Consider the following 19,934-nt stretch of genomic DNA (forward strand, 5'->3'; position numbering starts at 1 on the left):
TGAATGTTCAATATTTAGTTTTCGATATTCAACAGATCTACTCGTCTTCAGGGAGATTGAAATCCACATTGGTTCGGTAATCACCTAACAGGTGTTCCGCAAAGTAGTACCACATCATGCGCTGGAAATATGGATTGTAAGGTCCGAATCCGTGCCGTCTTCCCGGCAGGATCATCATATCAAATCGTTTTCCGGCTTTGATAAGGGCATCGGCAAGCCGGATAGTATTGGCCGGATGTACGTTATTATCCATATCTCCGTGAACCAGCAACAGATGTCCCTTTAAGTTTCCAGCCAATGCAGCATTGGTTTCAACAGGAGCTTCAAAGGTGATCTCTTCTTTTTCCACTTCCACGCTATCCTCATTCATTACCGTAACAGTCTTTTTCACCTCTTTCACGCCGTGGTGGACTTCACCCCACCAGATATTATAGATATTATTGTCGTGGTTACCGGCAGATGAAACAGCTACATCATAAAAATCAGGGTAGGTTAATAGAGCGGCAGTACTCATAAAACCGCCGCCCGAGTGCCCAAAGATCCCAACTCTGTCCTGATCCACAAATGAATGCCTGGATGCGAGTTGCTCGATCCCATATTTGTTATCAGCCAGCGGGTAGTCTCTCATATCTCCATACCCGAAGTTATGATAATATTTTGAACGGATCGGGCTTCCTCCTCGCTGACCAAAGGCAACCACTACAAATCCAAGTTGAGAGAGTGATTGATTTCTTCCGGTTGAGCCGGTCACAGAAAAACTGGTTGGGAAAGGCTCAGTCTGAGGTCCCGGATACACATAGGTGATGATCGGGTAGCTTTTGGTAGAGTCAAAGTCGAAAGGTTTCCACATCACACCATACAGATCGGTGGCGCCATCAGTTGCTTTTACTGTGAATTCTTCAGGGGCCTGCCATCCAATTTGTTCGGCTGCGCTCATATCCACCTTTTGTAACTCTAACGTGACTTCCCCGGCTGCATTTCTCACCACTGTAGTGGTTGGCTGATCCACTTTGGAATAGTTATCAACAAAGTAATTGCCATCCTCAGAGGGGGAGATATTATGATTGGCATCTTCAGGGGTCAGGTGCCTGAAACGGGAACCGTCAAATCGAACCGAATATAGGTTTTCAAAATAGGGATTTTGACCGGCTTCACGTCCGTATGCAGAAAAATAAATGGTTTGAGCCGTGGTGTCGATCTTAGCAATATCCCCCACAGTATAAAAGCCGTTAGTGATAGTATTCTTAAGATTTCCTTCACTGTCATAGCGATATAACTGTCCCCATCCGGTTCGTTCACTCCACCATATGAATTCTTCTCCTTCATTAATAATGGCCAGTTGTGCATAACGGGTGTTGAAATAAGGCTTACTCTCTTCAGAGAACAAGACTTCGACCTCTCCGGTATTGGTATTAGCTTTAAGCACATCGATCTTGCTCCAAGTACGGTCTCTCCTCAGGATGTAGAGATAATCTGACCGGTCAGTCTCGAATATTCCGCCATCATTGAAATAGGCACCCCCAAGGGACTGATCTTCCCATTTATCGGTATCAAGGGTTACGGAGGTTTGAGCAGCCGGGTCGAATACCTTGATCTCATCAATGTAGATATCCTCTTCGCCGGGCATAGGGTATTTATAGGTCTCAAGTGAAGGTCTGTCACCTGAGGAATCAATGACCCAGAGCTCATCAACTTTACGTTTATCCTGCCGTTTTACCCAGAGTTTTTTTGAATCCTCGAACCAGTTCACATTAGCTTCTAGTCGTTTATTTGAAGTAGTGTCATCATCCTCATCCTGATAGCTGAACCATAATTCGCCGTCATCGGTCAGTTGGATCTCCGTACTGTCCTCATCATCCGCTCTCATAACATATAGATTGTGATTTTTTGCAAATGCGATCCAGGTGCTGTCAGGTGAGTAGGTAGCCCAATCTTCCTCAATTTCTTCCTGAAGGGAATCCCCTTTAATTAGTTCATTACCATTCAGGTTGTAGGTGAACTCAATACTGTCAACATGAAAGGTGAAACGTTCCCGGTCGGTATCATATTCAAAGTCTTCAAGGTCAAGATCCTTGGCGTTGAAAGGTCGGTTGAATGTTTCTGCAAGTTGAGAAGCCATTTTTTCCTGATCGAATAGCAAACGCTGAGACGGACGAGCTGCATCTACGTAGTACCAGTTTTTACCTTCATTATTTTCGTAAGTGTACCAGAAACGATCGGTATCTTCTATCCATCGCGGAAAGACAGTGGTATTTCCGATAAGCTTTTCCATTTTTTCACCGGTGAAGCGTTCAGCGGCTTCGAAATTGGCCTGTTGAGCCAGAGCAATGGTGGACATCCCAAATAGAAGCAATACAATGGGAATTAGTGATTTTAAAGATCTATAAAGCATGAGCATGGGTTAAGTTCATTGTTTGTCTGAAGTAAAGAGTTTTTATTGTAAAAATTATATAATTGTACAGCCGGATTGTATATGCCGTAATTAATAAAGGCAGAATCAGGTACTAAATTCGGTATTCAAGATCCTATTTAGAACCTTCAAGCGTCCGTAGGTCCTTGAAGCGTTCGGATCATTGGTAAAACACTTATTTCAGCCCACACAACGCTTGCAGGTCTTTAAGGACGCTGCAAGGTTTTTATTTTAGCATAAAAAACGCCGAAGCAGATTCCCACTTCGGCGTTGAATGTTCAATATTTAGTTTTCGATATTCAACAGATCTACTCGTCTTCAGGGAGATTGAAGTCCACATTGGTCCGGTAATCACCTAACAGGTGTTCCGCAAAGTAGTACCATTTTTGCCGCTCAAAATATGGCTGATAAGGCCCGAAACCATGTCGGCGTCCCGGAAGGATCATCAGGTCAAATCGCTTGCCGGCTTTCACAAGGGCATCCACCAGGCGTATGGTATTGGCCGGATGTACATTGTTATCCATATCTCCGTGAACCAAAAGCAGGTGTCCTTTCAGGTTTTCAGCCAGTGATGCATTGGTCTTGATCTCACTTTCGAAGGTGATCACTTCCTTTTCGACCTCAACACTGTCCTCATTCATTTCCTTGACAGTCTTTTTCACTTCCTTGACGCCATGATGTGTTTCTCCCCACCAGGTATTATACACATTGTTGTCGTGGTTACCGGCAGATGAAACAGCGGCAGTGTAAAAATCAGGATAGGTCAGAAGGGCGGCTGTACTCATAAAACCACCGCCGGAATGTCCAAAGATCCCAACTTTATTATCATTGATATAGGGGTGACGGGCAGCAAGCTGCTCTATTCCGTATTTGTTGTCAGCCAATGGATAATCTCTCAAATTATCATAACCATAGGTATGATAATATCTGGACCGCATTGGGCTACCGCCACGGTTACCAAATGCCACCACTACAAATCCTAACTGAGCAAGAGCCTGATTCCGGCCGGTGTACCCCTGTAGCGAGAAGCTGGTAGGGAAGGGCTCCGTTTGTGGCCCCGGATACACATAAGAAATTATGGGGTAGCTTTTGGTGGAATCAAAATCAAATGGCTTCCACATAACACCGTAAATATCCGTAACACCATCGGCGGCTTTGATCTTAAATTCCTCAGGGGCTTCCCATCCGATCTCCTCGGCAGGGCTCATATCCACTTCCTGCAGGGTCAGGCTAATTCGTCCATTTTCGTCACGCAGTACGGAACGTGTAGGTTGGTCAACGCGAGAGATGTTATCTACAAAGTAATTGCCTTCATCAGATTCAGAGATCCAGTGATTGGCATTCTCAGGTGTCAGGTGTTTGAAGTCTGAGCCGTCAAATCTTACGCTATACAGGTTGCTGTGATAGGGGTTGTCACCGTCACGCCCAAAGGCTTCAAAGAAGAGCTTCTTGCCGGCAGTATCTACTTTAACAACATCACCAACCACAAAATTACCGTCTGTGATCTGATTTTTTAAATTACCCTCGCTATCGTAGCGGTATAGTTGTCCCCATCCGGTTCGCTCACTCCACCACAGATACTCTTCACCATCATTCATAATGCCGAGGTACTGATAGCTCCAGTTGAAGTAAGGCTTACTGGTTTCGCTGATCAGTATATCCGTTTCACCGGTTTCGGTATCTGCAATAAGTACATCCACTTTGTCTGAGGGCCGGTTTTCGCGATAAATGTAAAGCTTATCGGAACTGTTTGCACGATAGTCACCGGTTTGATGCCCACCGTAATTGGCTCTTAGATCCTGATCTTCCCACTTATCGGTATCCATTCGAACGCGTTCGCGGCTTTTAATATCAAATACTTCTACGTGGTCGATCCCGATCTCATCCTCGCCGGGCATGCCGTATTTATAGGTCTCCAGTTCCGGTCGCTCACCCAGTGAATTGATCACCCAGAGTTCATCCACTTCGCGCATGTCGGTGCGGGTTACATAAAGTTTTGTTTCATCATCAAAGAAACGCGCATTCGTTCTGAGTCTCTCGTTGCTGGTGGTGTCACCTTCATCTGCCTGATAACTGAACCAGCGCTCGCCGTCTTCAGATAGCTGGATCTCCGTACTATCTTCATCATCTGACCGCATCACATAAAGATTATGATCCCTGGCAAAAGCGATCCATGTACTGTCAGGTGAGTAGGTTGCCCATCGCTCATTTTCCTCTTTTTGCAGGGAGTCACCTTTGATCAGCTGATTCCCATTCAGGTTGTAGGTGAATTCAATGCTGTCTACATGAAATGTGAAGCGTTCTTTATCGGTGTCATATTCAAAGCCATTCAGGTCCAGGTCTTTTGAGTTGAAGGGACGCTCAAAGATCTCGGTCAGTTGAGAAGCCATTTCCTCCTGATCAAAAAGGTAACGCTGTGAGGCACGCTCCGCATTTACGAAAAACCAGTTCTTACCATCCGGATTTTCAAATTCATACCAGAAGTTATTGGTGTCTTCGATCCAGCGCGGATACACAGCCGTGTTACCGATCAGTTTCTCCATTTTATCACCGGTGAAGCGCTCAGCGGCTTCGAAATTAGCGGTTTGCGCTAAAACCGAAAAATTACAAATGAAAGTCAAAATAAGAGCAAAGAAGAGCCCTTTAGTTAGTTTTGATGAAATCATAGTCGATTGTTTAAGTATGTGTTAAGAGGCCAATAAGAAACGGCATTATTTTGTAAAACACTTGTAAACCTTAGTTCTGATGTATTTAGTTAGAGTATTCTATACTATGTGTTGGCTTGTTTTGCTTTTCGAATGATATTGGAGATCATATCAGGATCCTTTAACCCAACCAAAACATAATGCTGAGTATCTGTATGTAGTGTTAGCATGCCAATTGACGGAAATCTGTGCAATACCTGAATCTTGGAGATGTTTACAAGATCTATATTTCTCGAATATTTTTGATCACTTATGGTGAGCATGGATGCTGTGATGGTGTACCGGGTACTGCGCCGTTTACGTTCTGCTTTCCATATAATGTATAACCCGATCACAAGGGGAGATAGCAAAATACCGACCATATAACTCCGGAAATAAGCTTTGGGAGAAGGAGTTAGAACAACGGGAAGTTGGGAGTCAGGCATGGCAGATTTTACGGATTTTATACTCAGAATATCGAGCCGAAGTTTGTATATTTTGTACTTGAAACGCAATTATAGTTAATGAAAATCCCACATTCTTGAAAATCTGGAAATACGTAGTGGCTATCTGGATGACCGTGGTCATCTCTGCCGGCTTTCTGATTTACATTCCTGAAATTCCCATACTCGAACAAACAGCACGGAATATCTTCTTCCACGTACCCATGTGGATGACCATGTTCGTGCTCTTTTTGATCAGTTTCTGGTACAGTATTAAATATCTGAATGAGCCGGACCCGGTGTTTGATATCAAAGCGTCTTCAGCCGCATCAGTGGGAGTGGCATTCGGTGTTTGTGGACTTCTGACCGGGTCACTTTGGGCTCGTTTTACCTGGGGTTCCTGGTGGACCTTTGCTGAGCCAAAAATGAACCTTGCTGCTCTTGCCTTAATGATATATGTAGCATATTTCATGCTCCGATCTGCATTTGATGATCGTGAAAAAAGGGCAAAACTCGCAGCTGTTTACAATATTTTTGCCGTTACAACGATTCCGTTTCTGTTATATGTGGTTCCAAGGCAGTTAACAAGTTTGCATCCCGGAGCAGACGGAAATCCAGCATTCAGCGAAATTACGGCTGATGAATTACGGTTCATACTTTATCCGGCCTTTATTGGATTTATCGCATTGGGAATCTGGATATACGACATCCACCATCGTTATAACAGGGTAAAACTTGAGCTGGAGAATTCGTAATTTAAAAGAATACGCATCGGATCGATGGTCGGATCAGATACCAAAACTTAATTAAACTATGCAAGAAGATTCATTAGCAGTCGTTGACACCCTCACAGAGGCTTACTCGGATCAATGGGCTGGAGCTGCATCAGGTGAAGAAACAAACGCATTTATTCAATTTATGAGTTCAAACGACTTAATTTTTGTAGTTCTCGGAGTCAGCCTCATAATCTGGCTGGTACTCATCTTCTTTCTTTTCAGAGTTGACAAGAAAGTCAGCGAACTTGAACAGGAAATTCAAAGCAATAAAACATCATGAAACCGAAGCTGATCATTGGAATTGTTGCCATTGTAGGATTTACATCACTCTTGATGTATAATTTTGGCGAAAGTATAAGTACCTACACTACGTTTGAAGGAGCCGGAGAACGTTCTACAGCTCATATTCCCGGAACCTGGGACGATGAAAAAGAAGCCGTATTCTCATTGGAGACCAAACGCTTCACATTTTACATGAAAGATGAGGATGGAGTTTCCAAAAAAGTGGTCTACTCCAAACCTAAACCGAATAATTTCGAACAGGCAGACCAACTTGTTGTGATCGGTGAAATGAGGGGAGATACTTTTTATGCCAACGAAATGCTGATGAAGTGCCCTTCCAAGTATAATGATGCAGATCCCGGGCAGTTTACAGAAGCTGTCGAGGGTTAGATACTGTTTCAGTTTGAACCGATCAGACTGAAAGCTAATATTTTTTCATCAAGAGCCACTACCTAAAAAAATTTACACCTATCCATGCTAGGAATCCTTGGTAAACTGTTATTATCGGCCTCTTTTGTCACTTCGATAGGGGCCATGGTTTTTTATTTCATCTCAGCCAATAAAGATGAAGATCGTACACTTAAATTGGGTAACTGGCTGTTTACGGCAAAGACCACCTTTTTGGTCATTGCATCCGGTATTCTGATCTATCTGATCTTTCAGCATCAGTTTCAGTATTACTACGTATTCAACTATACGAGTTTAGATCTAACCCCCCGTTATCTGTTTTCTGCATTTTATGGCGGCCAGGAAGGCAGTTTCATGCTTTGGATCCTGTTTTCAGCTCTGTTTGGTTTTGGATTGATGAAATGGACACGGGCTCCATATAAAGCGCCCGTACTTTTCTTTTTGACACTTACCCAGGTGTTCTTGCTTTCCATGTTACTTGGATGGGATATTTTTGGTTTGAAGCTGGGAGCCTCACCCTTCCGAACCATAGCAGAGGAGATGCCTAATGCTCCCTTTTTGCAAACCAATCCTGATTTTGTTCCCAGTGATGGAAGTGGCCTGAATGATCTGCTGAAGAGTCCGTGGATGATGATCCACCCACCGGTACTTTTCATCGGTTTTGCCATGATGACCATTCCATACTGTTTTGCCATGGCCGCTCTTTGGAAACAACAGTATCACAAATGGATCGGTCCTGCATTGCCATGGACTCTAAGTGCTAATGTAGCGTTGCTTACAGCCATATTTCTTGGCGGATATTGGGCATACGTAACCCTGTCGTTTGGTGGATATTGGGCATGGGATCCCGTAGAGAATGCCTCTCTCGTTCCATGGCTGATCGGTACGGCCGGTATCCATACCATGATCATTCAGCGTAAAAGTTCGATCGCTCAGAAGTCCTCAATTTTATTTGCCATTCTTGCTTATGTGGCCGTGGTCTATGAAACGTTTTTGACCCGTTCCGGAATATTGGGCAGCTCCTCTGTTCATAGTTTTGTGGATCTGGGGCTGTATAATCAGCTATTGGCGTTCATGCTGGTGGTTACTCTTGTGGGGCTTGGCCTGTTTTTCTGGAGATACAAGGAATTGCCTTCTCCTGAAAAAGAATCAAGTATTTTGAGCCGTGAGTTTATGACAGTGACCGGTGCCATGATGCTTCTCATCCTGGGGTTAGTCATCATCCTGGGAACCAGTTCACCCATACTTGGGCGGTTGTTTGTTGAAAACCCAACCCCGCCGGAGATCTCTTTTTACAATACATGGAGCATGCCTATTGCAATGATCATGGCACTGTTGACCGTGGTCGGGCAATACCTTTTCTGGAACAAGCATGATGCAGAATCACTGGCATCAGCATTGATCAATCCATTACTGGTAACCAGTGCGGTAACGATCCTGAGTGTAATATTCGGAGATGTCAGAGATCTGTATTATATGGTGTACCTGTTCTGTGGGTATTTTGCGATAGTGGGTAATGCCTGGATCATGATCAAACTGGCAATGAAGAATCCGAAAGTGATCGGGGGCTCTTTGACCCACGTTGGATTTGGTTTGCTGCTTGTGGGAATTCTGGCTTCCTCAGCCTATAACGAGCCTTTGGTCGATCAGAAGACGGCTAATTACAATGCTGCTGTAGAGAGAGGTGAAGTAACTGATGAACAGGGCTTCAAAGTCACGCAAAAGGAAGAAATGTTGTTGCTCAACCTCAATGAGCCCATAATGATAGATAATAGGTATATGGTTACCTATGAGGGATATGATCTTGATAACACGGTGAGAAGGGGGCAGCAGACTTATAAGATCTTGTTCGAACCGATCGATGGGGGTAAACCATTTTATATGAATCCGGAAGTGTATCCAATGCTGACCTCAAGTACACAGGAAAATATTCAATGGTCGGTTGATCCGGATGTTCGAACCGGACTCATGAGCGATATCTACTTGTATGTAGGTGGAAGTTCATACGTCGAGCAACAAAATGAATGGGTGAAAAAGAATGCCGAAATGATGCAAAATGCAGCTTCTCAGGATACAGCCGGGATCCAAAAAGATTCTGTGAATGTGCAGTCGTTTAATATGAATCCGGGGCAATCTATTGATGTAGGTAATTACACCATTCGGTTCGTAAACTACGTACAAACTGACAGTACAGAACTTCCTCCAAATACGACCATAGGCGTTCGGGCTGAAGTAGAGCTTATTCACCCGGCCAGCAACAGAGTGATCACCCTCGATCCCTTGTTTGCGGTGTACAGCGAAAACGGACAAAGCTACATATTTTCTCCCCCTGCATTTGCTTCAGATTTTGATCTGGAATTTCAGTTCACACAGATCAATCCACAGGAAAACAGCATTGAGTTGACTGTTACCGGACTAGAAGAGGAATACGAACCTGAATGGGTGTTGGTTGTAGCCGATGAAAAACCATTTATCTCTGTGGTGTGGACCGGTACCTTTATCCTGATGATTGGATTTAGCATCTCAATTTTCCGACATTGGGGCAGAGAAAAAGAAAAGAATTCGGATTGAAGCCATGACTCATAACCTACTGAACGGGCTATTACGCTTACTTACAGTCTGTTCAATAGGTTTGTTTCTCTCGGTTTTTGAACCCGGAGTGCAGGCACAAGATCGGGATGAAATTACACCCGGTGGCGCTTTTCTCAGATCTATGGTGATGCCCGGGTGGGGACACCATTATGTGGATGATACCAACTGGAACCGTGGGAAGTACCATCTTGCAGGAGAAGCCGTTTTAGTGTTGTCTTACCTCGGGCTCAATGTCCGCGCCAATTACCTTGAAACCGATTTCCGGACCCTGGCACAAAGCAGGTCCGGGGCAGACCTTTGTGATAAAAGCAGGGATTACCTGATCGCCCTGGGAAATTTCGACTCCATGGGTGAATATAATGAGGCTCAACTTCGTGCCAGACGATGGAATGCCCTTTTCCCTGATACACCCGAATATCAGTGGAGCTGGGACCGTACCGAGGACCGGATACAATATCAAAATACCCGTGAAAAAGTGGATAAGACCAGAAATCAACTGCCAACATTGGTCGTTTTGATGGTGGGTAATCGCATAACAAGTGGAATCAGTGCCTATTTGAAGGCGCAGAAGAAACTCGAAAACTTTCCTGAGGCGGGATTTACTTATGTAAACGAAGCCGGTTATCAAGGGGTGGCCGCCCGGATCAGATTCAATTTTTGAATCAGGATCTGTGGTGCGTTCATACTTAGTTATTATTTGAAAAATAGGTCACACAGCCTTGAAAAACGCTTCCAAAAAGGCTAACCTGACTAAAATTACTAATCAAAAAATCTGAATACATGGATGTTAAAAAAGTAGCCGTAATTGGCGGTGGAACGATGGGAAATGGAATTGCTCACGTGTTTGCGATGAGTGGTATACCGGTGAACCTGATCGAAACCAAGCAGGAATTTGCTGATCGCGCCCTTTCAACCATTGAGAAGAATCTTGATAGAATGGTTAAGAAAGAAAAGATCAACGAAGATAAGAAGAACGCGACTCTTGGCAGCATTACCGTATTTCTGGATGTCAGTGAAGGTGTAAAGGATGTTGATCTTGTTGTAGAAGCCGTGCCTGAAAATATTGATATCAAGCGCTCGGTCTGGGAAAAGGTAGATGCCGCCGCTCCGGATCATGCCATACTTGGGTCCAATACCTCTTCGATTTCCATTACGAAATTAGCATCCATGACCGGTCGGCCTGAGAAATTCATCGGTATGCATTTCTTTAACCCGGTTCCGGTCATGAAACTGGTTGAGATCGTACGTGGACTTGAAACGGATGATGAAACCTATAAGATCGTGGAAGAAACCTCTAAGAAATTAAATAAGGTTCCGGTTCCGGTAAATGATGCACCCGGATTTGTAAGTAATCGTGTATTGATGCCTATGATCAATGAAGCCATCTTTTGTGTGGGTGAGGGTGTTGCCACAGCAGAAAATGTGGACGAAGTGATGAAACTTGGTATGGCTCATCCTATGGGGCCACTAAGACTGGCAGATTTCATTGGACTGGATGTATGCCTCGATATCCTTAACGTTCTTTATGAGGGATTCAAGGACCCGAAATACCGACCGGCTCCGCTTCTGGTTAAAATGGTTGATGCCGGAAAACTCGGTAACAAGACCGGAGAAGGTTTTTACAATTACGATTAAATTGAAAAAGGGATCTGTATAAAAACGGATCCCTTTCTTTTAAACACTTGTATGTGAATTTGATCTGAAAGCTAAGCAGCCAGAGAGTTGCTTAATATCTTATTGGAAGTAAATATCACTTTGTTGGCTTTTAAAAGCAGATCATTCAATTTTCTTTTTACGATCTCCTGAACGTCATTCAGGCTTTTAGGTTCAGTAAGCTGATATTGAAAGTAAGAGATCAGGTTTATGGCGGACAAGTAACGGCCATTCTCGTCACCATCTATCTCCACATGCCAGCGTGTGATGATATCATCATCAGCCAGTAACTCATTCACTTCTCGGCTGATCGATTCCATCCATTTACTGGCTTCTTCGATCCTGTAATTACCGGACTTCCCGGGTTCCTCTTTTTGGCAGGTATCAATATTGAACAACCACATCATTTCCACATCAATGGTTGGCATGACCGTCGATTCTGTAAAAGGCTCAATTTTAAGAAAGGGGTGACTTTCCATACCTTCCAATCCCTTGGCCATAGACGTTTCCCGAAAACTGTCCCAGTCAAAGTTAATGGAAAGTGATTTGATGTACTCAGAGGCTTCTTGCAAAGAAATGTTTAATTCCAATCCTGTTGCATAGATCTTGTTATCTTGCCATGTTCTGAATTTATTAGTTGCTATACCCCGTTTTCCCAATTGTGATTCTACAGTGTTTACAATAGAATTGAAGATTGGATACTGCATGAAAAATTTATTTCCCCAACAATTTTAAATGAATTATTACGAATTAATATATCTAAATCGGCTGCTCAAAAACAAGTTAAGCGGTTCCGTTATTACTAATACGGTCAGCCCCTATAAAAATTATATTGAGTTTTTTGTGGAGGAAAAAAATAACTCATTTCGTCTTTGTTTTAGTTCAGCACCCGGCAATATTGCATTATTTACAGATAGTTACCGAGGGGCAAAGAAAAGTAATACCATCAATTTTTTTGAAGCGATCTACGGGGTTGAGATCACTGATGTCAGCATTCCTGATACAGACCGTTGGTTCTACATTCATTTTGAAAACGGATATAAGCTTTCTTTTCGGTTATTCAGTAATCGGGCCAATGTGTTTCTTTCAAAAGATGGTGTGATCACAGAAGTGTATAAGGAATATGATGAAAAGGGCGAACCTGTGCCGGCTCCCCAGGAACTTGATCTTTTTCAGGTTGAAGGTGATATCTCCAATAAAAGCACAAAGAATAAACTTGTTGCACTTAATCCCATGCTTCCACGTCAGAACCTCAAAGATCTGATCGAGTTTCATGAACTGGATACAGCGGATCTGCCAGAGCTTGAAACCTTTGTTAGAAAGATGACCGGGGAAATGGAAACCGAACCCTGGTTTAGGTTACTCGAAAACGGTGAAACAACCTTGCTGTCCGAAAACTTGCTGCCTCTTAAAACACAGATGATCTATGATGATATAAATCATTTGATCCTGGACAGATATAAAAATTACTCCAGGAATCAGCGGCTCAAACAAAGAAAATCCTCTATCATAAAAGGACTTAAAACCAAAATAAAGCGCACGAAATCAGGACTAAAGAATCTCCATCAGGCTGACAAGGGTTTGGAACGAGCTGAAAAATACGAGCAGTGGGGGCACATTTTAATGGCCAACGCCCATATCGGTTCCGTGAACAGCAAAGAACTGGAGCTGGATGATCTGTACAATGCCGGCGAAAAAGTAAAAATCCCCATAAAACGGGAATTGGATATTGCTGAAAATGCACAGCGATATTATAAGAAATCAGCCAGTGCGGAACGTTCTTATCAGGAAGCCGTACAAAGGATCCCAAAAATGGAGAAAGAAAAAGAAAAGGCTGAGCGATTATTGGAACAGGCGGAGTCCATAAACAACTTGTGGGAATTTCAAGACTGGGAAAAAGAGCACGAAGAGGAGCTGAAGGAATATCGAAATACGGATGGCAGCGATTCTGATACCGAGCAGTTACCTTTTTACACCCTTGAAATAAAGGGCTATCCGGTTTGGATTGGTAAGAACGCCAAAAGTAATGATAAACTCGTGCAGATGGCACATAAAGAAGACGTGTGGATGCATGCCCGGAAAGTAGCCGGTTCACATCTGATCATAAGAATGGGTAATGATAAAGGAATGCCTCCCAAAGACGTTTTGCTGGAAGCGGCTTCGTATGCCGCCTATAACTCTAAAGCCAAAGGAACTAAGCTGGCACCGGTTATCATTACCAAGAAAAAATATGTAAGAAAACCCAAAGGTTCACCCCCCGGAGCTGTGTTAGTGGATAAGGAAAGTGTGGAAATGGTGGAACCCCGAAAGCCTGATGTGAAATGAGCAATCACTTGAATTCCATTGACCGAAACATTTACGTCACCGGTTTTATGGCATCCGGGAAAAGTACCCTGGCCAGATCGCTTGCCAATGAACTGGATTTGCCTTACAAAGACCTTGATAAAGAGATCGAGATAAGGGAGAGGCAGACCATACAGGAAATATTTGACCAAAAAGGGGAAGCCTATTTCAGAAATAAGGAGCATGCGACCCTGATCGATCTGACCAAAACTTTCAATGGTATCGTTTCACTTGGTGGCGGGGCTTTGCAAGATCAGCAGCTCGTGAACCTTTTGAAAACCAAAGGGATTTTAATAGGTGTACAAGCTCCGTTTGATGATATAGTTCAAAGAGTTCAAAGCAGTACGGAACGGCCTATTTTATATGATAAGGAAGGGAAAATAAAATCGGAGGCAACTCTTAAAACCGAGCTTAAAACCTTATATTCAAACAGACTCAGGTTCTATGAACAGGCACAGATCACGTTGGATACCTCCGAATTTGAGTCGCAACAGGAATTGGTAAAGGCGGCAATCGACAAAATTAAACGCCATGTTTGATACATTACAGGTTAATACATCTACAGCGGGTGACTACTCCTATTTTGTGGGAAATGACCTAAGGAATGATATTTCTGAGTTCACCAAACGGTATGCTTCAAAAAAAGCCTTTGCCCTGGTTGATGCTTTCGTTCTGAAGCATCACAGATCATATTTTGAAGAGCCTCTTCGTGAACAATTTACCGATCTCAAGATCTTTGAGATACCAAGGGGAGAGCAAGCCAAAAGTGCCGACGTTTATTTAAAACTGTTGGATCATGTTCTTGGAAATAACGCAGACCGGAGTACCCCTGTTTTTGCCATTGGAGGAGGCGTTACCGGAGATCTTTCAGGATTTGTGGCAGCCACCGCTTTAAGAGGGCTTCCACTTATTCATATTCCAACTACCCTGCTTGCCATGGTTGACAGTTCCATTGGGGGTAAAACAGGAGTGAATCATAAAACCGGAAAAAATCTGATCGGCAGCTTTTATCAGCCTGAGGCCGTATTTGCAGATGTCAGTTATCTGCGAACACTCCCTGAAAAAGAGTGGGTGAATGGCATGAGTGAGATACTTAAATATGGGATGATCCACAGTCCGGATATCATCGGTCAGTTAAAAGAATTAACTGATTCTGAAATTGATATGGATGGTAACAGTTGGTTAGACCTGATCCGACAAAGTGCACAGATCAAAATAGATGTTGTTTCAGAAGATGTACTGGAAGCCGGAAAGAGGGCGTTTCTGAACTTCGGTCATACTTATGGTCACGTGCTGGAGAACCTGGGGAATTATAGTACCTATTCTCACGGAGAAGCAGTTTATGCCGGAATGGTGGGAGCAACTTATGCTTCAAATAAACTGGGAAGTCAGATCGATCTGTCAAATTTATTACAGTTTCGTTCGTTGTACGATTTTGACCTGCACGGGATCACACAGAAACCTGCACAATTGGTAGATCTTATGATGCGGGATAAAAAAGTAAAAGACGGCACGTTGCGGCTGGTTCTGCTAAAAGATCTTGGAGAACCGTACTTATACAGGGTTGCGGAAAAGACCTTTGTGGAAGATAGCTGGCAGCAGACTTTAAAGATATTTTATTAGTGGCTTACATACGCTGGATATATAAATCTTGGAACATCTTCTGGACCTTCATTGGGGTTCTTGTTCTTACTGTGGCATTACTTATAGGAATTGCTTTTGGGGCCTTACAGTTAAGTCCGGTTCAAAACAGCATTGCTGATGAGATCGAAGATCAGTTCAATGAGCGATTTGATGGAGTGCTGAGTATTGGGAAAGTGGATGGTTTACTGCCATTTAACATGAACCTCAAGGATGTAACTATCTATCCTAACGATTCCACTTTTACACCGGTGGTTTCAGCCGGTAATATTTCTGCAGGTATTGATCTTTGGTCAGTACTGCAAGACAGGCTGGTTATCAATAAGATGATCGTAAACGAGCCAAAGGTAGTTCTTGATCAGATTGAGGGAGCGCATTTCACCTTATCCGGGGCTCTCAGAAAACGTGACACCAATCAAAGGTCAGTAGTTGACAGTCTTGAGGTTCCCCTGCAACCCACTGATTTTGAGGTCATTATACCATCCTTTGTTTTATCGGATGGAACCGTGGAGTTCTGGGAATCTGAGACCACTGAACCCAATCGCACACCGGATAGCCTGATCATATCAAATCTTCAAATGGATATGTTCTTTGAATTCACAGAAGAGCAACGATTTGTTGATTTCAATTCCGTGAGCTTCAATACGAGCGAACCGAATTTATCTACAGTAGAACTCTACGGGCAGATCTTCAATGACGATCAGTTTTTTGAACTGAATTCATTCAACATCACTACAGAACACTCTATGCTGGGTTTCAGTGTTGAGGCAGATGGAATTAACGCTTTACGTGGGCGGTTCATGGATCAGCTTGAAAGCTCACAATTGACATTGAATCTGGATCAGATGAATATCGGACCTGCAGATTTAATGAGGATATATCCAAAACTTCCTGATACTAAAAAATATTTACAGGGCACACTGGAAGGTGAGGGAACGCTTAGTGAAATGATATTCAGTAATGGAGAATTGGTTTTTGGGAATAGTTATACAAATTTCAATGGCCGGCTTAGATCTATCTCCAATCCACAGGATCTGGGTTACTTGCTTGAGATCGAGTCGCTGATCCTTTCAGATAATGAGATCGAACAGTTTGCAGGCAGCTTAACAAATGAACAGATCGAAGCCATCATAAATACTCGATATGAGGGAGTTTTTGAGGGTACGTTAGACTCTACGAATACAAGCCTGATTGCGGTAGGTGAGAGAGGGTCTGTGGCTCTGACTGGATCCGTCCGCTATGGAGAGGATCTGTCATTTGATCTGGGGCTTGAAACAGATTCACTGGATATTGGAAATCTGATCGATCCACGTATTCGTGAAACAGATCTTACACTGAATGGCAGGATCAGAAGCACCTCAACTGATCTCAAGACGGCAAGGGGAGGGCTTTTCATAGAAACGGTGGATTCCCTAAACCCGACAAACGCTCAGTATGATCTGTATGCATTGGTTAACTGGGAGAATGGAATAATAACACCTGAATTTCGTGGGAATTTTGGAGAAGCACGAACGCAATTCAGTGGTGAAGTAAATATTCAAAATTCTGAGCCTGAGATCTTTTTAAAGGGATCTGCTGACAATTTACCACTTAAGAAATTAGCAACGGTTGACCGATTAAAAACGATCTACTCCGATATTGAGTATGAAATAGATGTAATTGGAGATGATCTTGAGAATCTGTTTGGGAAATTCACGCTTGATGTACTAGAATCCCGTTCGGAAGAGGATACTCTTGGCCGGCATCAGCTCTACTTTGATTTTAACGATCCGGCGGAAAGGCAACGGATCTTGCGCTTTACTTCCACAGCATTTGATGCGACGGTAGAAGGTGAGTTCAATACAGAGAGTGTAGTGAAACTTGCAGGCCAGTGGGGCAGGTATTTAAAAAACAGGATCGATCAGGAGATCTTTTTTAATGACACGATAAATATGGGGCCTGTTGCTGAGATCGGTAATCAAAATATTGAGTTTGAAGGTCGTATTAAAAATCTCGGTTTACTCAATTTTTATTTAAGTGGATTGCCCCAAATATCATCCACCGCACGTTTCAGTTCCTCATTCAACGTAAATTCTCAGCAACTCCTGTTTACTTCCAGCCTCAGTGACCAAACCATTGCCGTCAATGATTTTAATGCCGATACACTTGAGCTGCAAACAACAGGTGGTTTCAGATATGGTTCTTCACTCAAGGATTTTGCGAATCTTCAGATCCAGTCTACCGCCAGTCGAATAGACCTCGGTATTGTAAATGGCAAAGGCTTTACCTTCAACGCAACTATGAACCGCGATTCCCTGGATCTAAGCAGTTCAATGGCTCATTTATCAGATAATGCCACGTTTGATTTTAAAGGCCGCGGTAAGATCCTTGAACAGGCTTTTGAGTTGAATATAGATTCACTTGGACTCGGTACGGATACTTACACCTGGCAAAATGATGGAATCCCAACCATAGTTTATAACTCTGATGAGGCCCTTGAACTACGAGATTTTGTATTTGAGAATCAGCAGCAATTTCTGGCGATCAACGGAACATTCAGTACAGATCCGGAAGATTCTGTAAGATATAGCATAGAAGACCTGAATCTGGATGAAATCTCTGAATTGATCGGTAAACGGCTCACTTTTGGCGGAACGCTAAACGGGGATTTCATCACACGTACCCTGACAACTGTACCAACCGTTCAGGGAAATATGGATGTGGAAGCCCTGGAGTTTGGAGAAACCCTGGTTGGTGACCTGGCACTTAGAAGTAATTACAACAGGGATCTTGACCGGTTTGATACAAATATCTCTGTGACCACAGATTCTTCAAAATATCCGCAGTATTTCGAGAATACGAGCCGCAAAGGACAGGAATTTGATATCAGTGGATACATTCTGGCTCCTAATGACGGTAATTTTCCTGAGGTGGATTCACTGTACAACTTTGAAGTCGATTTCAAAAATATTGACATGTGGATATTACCGATCATTGCACCAAAAGTATTCACGGAAGGATCCGGTCTGGCAAGTGGTAGCGGAAAATTGTGGGGGAATACGGACACCTACGACTTTAACGCAGATCTGATGGTGGGAACGGAAGATGCCGCCTACCTGAGGCCACGATTTTTGGATACCTATTACTATGCACAGGGTGGAATTAACTTCAGCCGAGACAGAGGCCTTACATTTCAGGATATCTACCTGATCGATCCCTCCGGGGGTAACGCCATATTGAGTGGGTACTATGACTTCAATGATTTCACCCCGACTGACAGCATGAATATTCGCCTGGAAATGGATGAATTTCAGTTCCTGAACAGTACCTTCGATCCGACACTTCCTTTCTTTGGGGATGCCTACGGCTCTAGCACAATTACTATTACAGGTACAAATTTTGAACCGGTTTTAAGAACTGAAGAGCCGGTGCAGATCAGTGATTTCTCGGAAATTTCAATACCACTGCTTGAGGAAACGGAATTTGACGAAGGAAACCGTTTTATACGGTTTGTGGATTCCTTTGAGGAAGGAGCTGTAACAAACGCAAGTTTCAATAACCGCAACCGGGGAACGACAAACGGTGAATCAGAAGAAGAGGAGGAAGTGGATCTTTCATTTACCGAGCGCTTTACCATGGACCTTCAGTTTGTGGCAAACGACCCTATGACCGTTCGACTCATTTTTGATCCTGTTACAGGTGACATTGTAACCGCTGAGGGAACCGGACGTATTCGGATCTTACTTGAGGATGAGAACGTGTCTATGTTTGGCCGGTTTGATATTCAGGGCGGACGGTATCAGTTTGTGGTGGGTGATATCTTTACACGACGGTTTGAGATCGAATCGGGTGGAAGTATTGTATGGGAGGGAGATCCTGCCAATGCCCGACTTGATCTGAATGCTATTTACAGTGCCAGGCCGGATATCAACACCTTGAGTACTGCAGGAACCATTGATCCTGATAATACACAGCGGGTACCTGTAGAGCTGGTTCTTAACATTGGGGGGACCATCTCGAGTATTGAGAATAATTTCTTTTTCAGATTACCGAATACCATTGAGTCTCAGCAGAGTTCCACACTCTCCACACAGATCGCGACCATTAACCGGGATGAGGACCTAAAACTGCTTCAGGCTTCAAATTTTATGCTGATGGGTAATTTCATTCCGGTTTCGTCGGGTGGGCAAGCTCAAAGTAACCTGTTTGGAGAAAACCTGTCGGGCAGTGCAGCTGTATTGAATCCATTGTTATCCAGTCAGGTGATCAACCCATTGCTGTCCAGTCAGATAAATTCGTTATTGAACAGCGATTTGAGTAGTTTAGACGTAGATTTTAATTTAAATACATATAATCAGGTTGACCTTGGAGTTGCATTGCGACTTTATAATGATAAGCTGATACTTAGACGAGAAGGACAGATAACAGGACGACAATCCAACATCGGTGATTTGGGGGCCACTTACAGGATCAACCGAACATTTGCAGTAACCGCATTTCACCGTCAGGATCTTACCTTTGGAACATTAAACAGCACCGAACAATCACAACAATCTCAGGATATCAACGGCGTGGGCCTTGAAGCTAAAGTAAGCTTTAATTCCTGGGATGAATTTTTTAAACGATTATTCTCACCATTCAGGAAATTGTTCGGGATAGAAAACAACAACGACAATCAAGAAGAAACTGAAAATAGCGGGACAGACGGTCCTGCGTAATACCA

14 protein-coding genes are annotated in these 19,934 nt (G+C 43.4%); 10 read left to right on the plus strand and 4 right to left on the minus strand.

Annotation, left to right across the window (positions count from 1 at the left end; genetic code table 11):
* Positions 1-37 precede the first annotated feature (37 nt).
* The 3 genes from C3B73_RS11640 to C3B73_RS11650 all read right to left on the minus strand — a co-directional run bounded on the left by C3B73_RS11640 (position 38) and on the right by C3B73_RS11650 (position 5,540).
* Positions 38-2,398 (minus strand): S9 family peptidase, encoded by a 2,361-nt coding sequence (locus C3B73_RS11640; protein WP_232803178.1) that lies wholly within the window; start codon positions 2,396-2,398, stop codon positions 38-40.
* 320 nt (positions 2,399-2,718) lie between these two features.
* Positions 2,719-5,076 carry a S9 family peptidase gene (locus C3B73_RS11645; protein ID WP_103665767.1) on the minus strand — a complete coding sequence of 786 codons (2,358 nt, stop codon included), beginning with the start codon at positions 5,074-5,076 and terminating at the stop codon, positions 2,719-2,721.
* A gap of 104 nt (positions 5,077-5,180) precedes the next feature.
* The gene (locus tag C3B73_RS11650; protein ID WP_103665768.1) at positions 5,181-5,540 is read right to left on the minus strand and encodes a hypothetical protein; all 360 of its coding nucleotides are present in this window, start codon (positions 5,538-5,540) and stop codon (positions 5,181-5,183) included.
* 95 nt (positions 5,541-5,635) lie between these two features.
* On the opposite strand from C3B73_RS11650, the gene ccsA reads away from it, so the two are divergent.
* The 6 genes from ccsA (at position 5,636) to C3B73_RS11680 (ending at position 11,230) form a co-directional block, all read left to right on the plus strand.
* Positions 5,636-6,292, plus strand: a complete 657-nt coding sequence (gene ccsA / locus C3B73_RS11655; protein ID WP_232803180.1) for a cytochrome c biogenesis protein — start codon at positions 5,636-5,638, stop codon at positions 6,290-6,292.
* A gap of 58 nt (positions 6,293-6,350) precedes the next feature.
* Entirely contained in the window at positions 6,351-6,593 is a 243-nt protein-coding gene (locus C3B73_RS11660) for a CcmD family protein (RefSeq protein ID WP_103665770.1), read from the plus strand.
* Complete coding sequence (locus C3B73_RS11665; RefSeq protein ID WP_103665771.1) at positions 6,590-6,985, plus strand: cytochrome c maturation protein CcmE domain-containing protein; 396 nt, start codon at positions 6,590-6,592, stop codon at positions 6,983-6,985. The genes C3B73_RS11660 and C3B73_RS11665 overlap by 4 nt, the downstream gene beginning before the upstream one ends.
* A gap of 84 nt (positions 6,986-7,069) precedes the next feature.
* Complete coding sequence (locus C3B73_RS11670) at positions 7,070-9,574, plus strand: heme lyase CcmF/NrfE family subunit (protein WP_103665772.1); 2,505 nt, start codon at positions 7,070-7,072, stop codon at positions 9,572-9,574.
* A gap of 4 nt (positions 9,575-9,578) precedes the next feature.
* Entirely contained in the window at positions 9,579-10,256 is a 678-nt protein-coding gene (locus tag C3B73_RS11675; protein WP_157939492.1) for a hypothetical protein, read from the plus strand.
* A 119-nt stretch (positions 10,257-10,375) separates the two neighbouring features.
* Positions 10,376-11,230 carry a 3-hydroxyacyl-CoA dehydrogenase family protein gene (locus C3B73_RS11680; RefSeq protein ID WP_103665774.1) on the plus strand — a complete coding sequence of 285 codons (855 nt, stop codon included), beginning with the start codon at positions 10,376-10,378 and terminating at the stop codon, positions 11,228-11,230.
* Between the two features lie 71 nt (positions 11,231-11,301).
* On the opposite strand, the gene C3B73_RS11685 is transcribed toward C3B73_RS11680, so the two are convergent.
* Positions 11,302-11,955: a hypothetical protein gene (locus tag C3B73_RS11685; protein ID WP_103665775.1), complete on the minus strand. Its 654-nt coding sequence runs from the start codon at positions 11,953-11,955 to the stop codon at positions 11,302-11,304.
* A 136-nt stretch (positions 11,956-12,091) separates the two neighbouring features.
* Here C3B73_RS11685 and C3B73_RS11690 point away from each other — a divergent pair, with 136 nt between their 5' ends.
* The 4 genes from C3B73_RS11690 (at position 12,092) to C3B73_RS11705 (ending at position 19,929) form a co-directional block, all read left to right on the plus strand.
* Positions 12,092-13,573, plus strand: a complete 1,482-nt coding sequence (locus C3B73_RS11690) for an NFACT RNA binding domain-containing protein (RefSeq protein ID WP_198597346.1) — start codon at positions 12,092-12,094, stop codon at positions 13,571-13,573.
* An 8-nt stretch (positions 13,574-13,581) separates the two neighbouring features.
* Positions 13,582-14,130, plus strand: coding sequence for a shikimate kinase (locus tag C3B73_RS11695; RefSeq protein ID WP_157939493.1), 549 nt, complete (start codon positions 13,582-13,584; stop codon positions 14,128-14,130).
* Positions 14,123-15,214: a 3-dehydroquinate synthase gene (gene aroB, locus C3B73_RS11700; RefSeq protein ID WP_103665778.1), complete on the plus strand. Its 1,092-nt coding sequence runs from the start codon at positions 14,123-14,125 to the stop codon at positions 15,212-15,214. The genes C3B73_RS11695 and aroB overlap by 8 nt, the downstream gene beginning before the upstream one ends.
* Positions 15,215-15,285: 71 nt before the next feature.
* Positions 15,286-19,929 (plus strand): translocation/assembly module TamB domain-containing protein, encoded by a 4,644-nt coding sequence (locus C3B73_RS11705; protein ID WP_157939494.1) that lies wholly within the window; start codon positions 15,286-15,288, stop codon positions 19,927-19,929.
* The last annotated feature ends 5 nt before the right edge of the window (positions 19,930-19,934 follow it).

The sequence above is a fragment of the Gracilimonas amylolytica genome, assembly GCF_002911695.1.
Taxonomy (GTDB): Bacteria; Bacteroidota; Rhodothermia; order Balneolales; family Balneolaceae; genus Gracilimonas; species Gracilimonas amylolytica.

Bases quoted from the DNA above. Each gene is read 5' to 3' on its own strand.
- C3B73_RS11640 (WP_232803178.1), bottom strand. From the start codon at position 2,398: ATGCTCATGCTTTATAGATCTTTAAAATCACTAATTCCCATTGTATTG.
- C3B73_RS11675 (WP_157939492.1), top strand. From the start codon at position 9,579: ATGACTCATAACCTACTGAACGGGCTATTACGCTTACTTACAGTCTGT.
- C3B73_RS11685 (WP_103665775.1), bottom strand. From the start codon at position 11,955: ATGCAGTATCCAATCTTCAATTCTATTGTAAACACTGTAGAATCACAA.
- aroB (WP_103665778.1), top strand. From the start codon at position 14,123: ATGTTTGATACATTACAGGTTAATACATCTACAGCGGGTGACTACTCC.
- C3B73_RS11680 (WP_103665774.1), top strand. From the start codon at position 10,376: ATGGATGTTAAAAAAGTAGCCGTAATTGGCGGTGGAACGATGGGAAAT.
- C3B73_RS11650 (WP_103665768.1), bottom strand. From the start codon at position 5,540: ATGCCTGACTCCCAACTTCCCGTTGTTCTAACTCCTTCTCCCAAAGCT.
- C3B73_RS11665 (WP_103665771.1), top strand. From the start codon at position 6,590: ATGAAACCGAAGCTGATCATTGGAATTGTTGCCATTGTAGGATTTACA.
- C3B73_RS11660 (WP_103665770.1), top strand. From the start codon at position 6,351: ATGCAAGAAGATTCATTAGCAGTCGTTGACACCCTCACAGAGGCTTAC.
- C3B73_RS11645 (WP_103665767.1), bottom strand. From the start codon at position 5,076: ATGATTTCATCAAAACTAACTAAAGGGCTCTTCTTTGCTCTTATTTTG.
- C3B73_RS11670 (WP_103665772.1), top strand. From the start codon at position 7,070: ATGCTAGGAATCCTTGGTAAACTGTTATTATCGGCCTCTTTTGTCACT.